Raw genomic sequence first — 2,890 nt, forward strand, 5'->3', positions numbered from 1 at the left:
GCGGCGGCTGCTTCTGTCGTGAATGGAGCAGCTGCCCTAAACGCAAACGAGGCCAATGAATGGACGCAAAAAAGACCGTTGACAAAAACATCCCCATACAAGTGAAGTACGACAAACAGCGCGTCCGAGGGCGGCAAGTTCGGATGAAAACAAGGTGTCCGCGTCCGCGTGTTCTACCAAACGGATGCCGGCGATGATGCTCGGTTGGTCAAGCGTGATAATCTCCACCTAAGCTCTTCGAGCGGGAATCTCTGCTATTGTAAGTTGCCGTCTGTAAGTTGCCGTCGCGAGCCCGCGGCTGGGGTTTTAATGAGGCTCGATACGCGTAGCCTTGATCTAGATCAAAGCTCACCGACCCCATAGGGAATATGATCGCTTGGACCGGTTCTAGGATCCAACGGTGCCACATGAGCCGCGGAGGGCGCTCGGCTACCCCCGAGTGCAAGATTCGTGACGATGGTGACCGCCATATCATAGTTGAGCCGGCTTGGAACCGGGCTGGTACCCGCCGGTGGGCGAAAGAGATGACACATATATCATTACTCTCGCCCAACCTACAGCATACATGCCCAGTCGAGAGTCCAAATGCGTTATCCAAAGAGAAGGAGCTGGAAATGAGTCATCCCGTAAACGTGTCATTTGACAGCGCGTCGCAAGCCACCACACAGGTGGATGACCACACTAACCTGCGATTTCGTGGGATCGACCACATCGCCTTGGCCGTTCATAGACTGGAAGACGCTATTCATTTGTTTCAAGGTGTCCTTGGTTTTAACCTCAGGCGCCGACTCCACATAAAGGGTAAAAAGACTGGTATGGTGTGCGCGGAGATGGTTCGCGACGGGATGTGCTTTGTACTTTGTCAAGGCACAGAACCAGAGTCGCAGGTGTCTCAACTTGTCGAGCATTTTGGGGTAGGTCTGGCCCATGTCGCGCTGGCTGTGGACGATGTGTCGGCGATGATCGAGGTCCTCAAGAAGCGAGGGCTGTCGTTTGACACAGCCGTAATAAGCGGACCAGGCCTAACACAGGCGTTCTCTTCGCGATGCCCTAACACCGGCTTGAGCATCGAACTTGTACATCGGAACGGCGAGGAAGGGTTTCTCGACAACAACGTCCAAGAACTTTTTGAGCAGTTGGAGCAGTCCGGGAAATACTGAGCGAACATGGAAGGTCCCAGTCCCCCAACGTGTAGGCGGCCGTGGAATGCACGACTGTATTGCGGTCACGGTCGATCAGATTCAGTCATGTGTCCGACCTGCAATCCACAGCATCGATGCCACTAGTCATGCGAGGTCCGCTGATGGCGGGCCCGAAGTCCGCCGAAGGAGGCCGCAGGCGAAATGTGCATCGGGCTAGCGGCATGACGGCTGTGGCACCGATCACCAGCAACCGTCAGATGATGCGATCGCCCCTTTGCTGCCCGTGTGCGCAAAAATCTGGGCGGATGCCGAGGCCATGTGCGAAGCGCCGCCTGGCGGTTTATTCCGGTCGATAGCTCCAAGCATCAGACACCGCCATGGGTAAGCGGTGCACCAAGGCACCTTGCAATAGGCCGATGAACATGGAGTTTTCGCGCCATGACATTGGAACATGCAGGGGGCGATCTGGTCGCCGAGCTCAGCGGCGCCGCGCCAGCCGAAGATCGTGCAACGACGCTCAGGCGCGCGGCCACGAAGGCTGTGGAGCTGCACTGAGAAGCGCGCGTTGGTCGACCTGGCGAGCGCGGCGGGGTCGTCGGTGACCGAGGTCGCGCAGGCTTTCGGCGTAGCCCCATCACAGCTCTATGCCTGGCGCAAGCAGATGGCCGGCGGCGAGCCTGATGCCGATCAGGCGATGGCGACCTTCGCGCGCATCGACGTGAGCGATCTGCCCGAGGTCGAACGCCCCGTCGCCGATTGCCCGGACCCGGCCGGCAGGATCGTCGTGGCCTTTCCGAGCGGCGCGCGATTGCGGATCGACGGGATCGTCGATCCGACAGCACTGCGCATCGTCCTGGCGGAGTTGACCAGGTGATCACGGTGGTGCCGACCGACCGGATTTACTTGTGCTGCGGCGCGACCGATATGCGCCGCGGGATCAACAGCCTGGCGCGGATGGTGCAGCAGGTGCTCGCGCTCAATCCGCACACTGGCGCGATCTTCTGCTTCCGTGGACGCAAGGGTCATATCATCAAGATTCTGGCGCATGACGACCAGGGATTTTGCCTTTTTACAAAACGGCTCACCGATGGTTGTTTTGCCTGGCCAACCACGACGGATCAGGTCGCCGTGTCGCTCACCAAGGCGCAGCTTTCGCTGCTTTTGGACGGGATCGACTGGCGCCGGCCAAGCAAGATTTATCGGCCGCGTCTGGCTGGCTGATTTTGCTCGCTTCTTATTGATTCTGTGTCGATTCTACTTCCGTAACGGAGGTCTTTCGGGTATGTAATTTGGGTGTCGGAACAGGCTCCCTCAATCGCTGATTTCCTCGCCCGGATCGCCCTTCTGGAGGCGGCCGTTTCTGCCCGTGACATCACCATCGCCGAGCGGGATGAGCAACTGCGAAGGGAGCGCGCCGAGGCCGCACTTCGCATCCAGCGCCTGCAGCTGCGGATCGATCGCTTCAACCGCAAGGCCTTCGGCCGCTCGTCCGAGAAGCTGGGCCAGATGCTGCTCGAACTCGAAGATCTCGAGACCGATTTCGCCGTCGGCGTGCCCGATATCGAGCTGCCCATCGTCGCCGACACCGACAAGGTCCGGGTGTTGCCGCTGCGCAAGCTCAACCCCAACCTGCCGCGAAAGAGGATCGTTCGCGAACCCTCTTGCGCATGCTGTCCGGGCTGCGGCGGCGATCTGCGCGCCATGGGCGAAGATAGCGAGGAGATGCTCGATCTGGTCGCCCAGGCCTG

Annotated in this window: 4 protein-coding genes; all 4 read left to right on the forward strand. The window is 59.4% G+C overall.

Annotated elements, in window-relative coordinates:
• Positions 1–614: 614 nt before the first annotated feature.
• Positions 615–1,160 (forward strand): VOC family protein, encoded by a 546-nt coding sequence (locus ACFFNA_RS36500; RefSeq protein ID WP_378924843.1) that lies wholly within the window; start codon positions 615–617, stop codon positions 1,158–1,160.
• A 547-nt stretch (positions 1,161–1,707) separates the two neighbouring features.
• Positions 1,708–2,016, forward strand: a complete 309-nt coding sequence (locus ACFFNA_RS36505; RefSeq protein WP_378924845.1) for a transposase — start codon at positions 1,708–1,710, stop codon at positions 2,014–2,016.
• Positions 2,013–2,363, forward strand: a complete 351-nt coding sequence (gene tnpB, locus ACFFNA_RS36510) for an IS66 family insertion sequence element accessory protein TnpB (RefSeq protein WP_378924847.1) — start codon at positions 2,013–2,015, stop codon at positions 2,361–2,363. The genes ACFFNA_RS36505 and tnpB overlap by 4 nt, the downstream gene beginning before the upstream one ends.
• A gap of 72 nt (positions 2,364–2,435) precedes the next feature.
• The coding region (locus ACFFNA_RS36515) for an IS66 family transposase (protein WP_446685993.1) at positions 2,436–2,890 on the forward strand (455 nt) is incomplete at its 3' end.

The sequence above is a fragment of the Mesorhizobium kowhaii genome (genome assembly GCF_042431665.1).
In the GTDB taxonomy this organism is placed as follows: Bacteria; Pseudomonadota; Alphaproteobacteria; order Rhizobiales; family Rhizobiaceae; genus Mesorhizobium; species Mesorhizobium kowhaii.

What these genes read in the sequence shown, in the direction of transcription:
- ACFFNA_RS36500 (WP_378924843.1), top strand. Translation starts at nt 615, where the DNA reads ATGAGTCATCCCGTAAACGTGTCATTTGACAGCGCGTCGCAAGCCACC.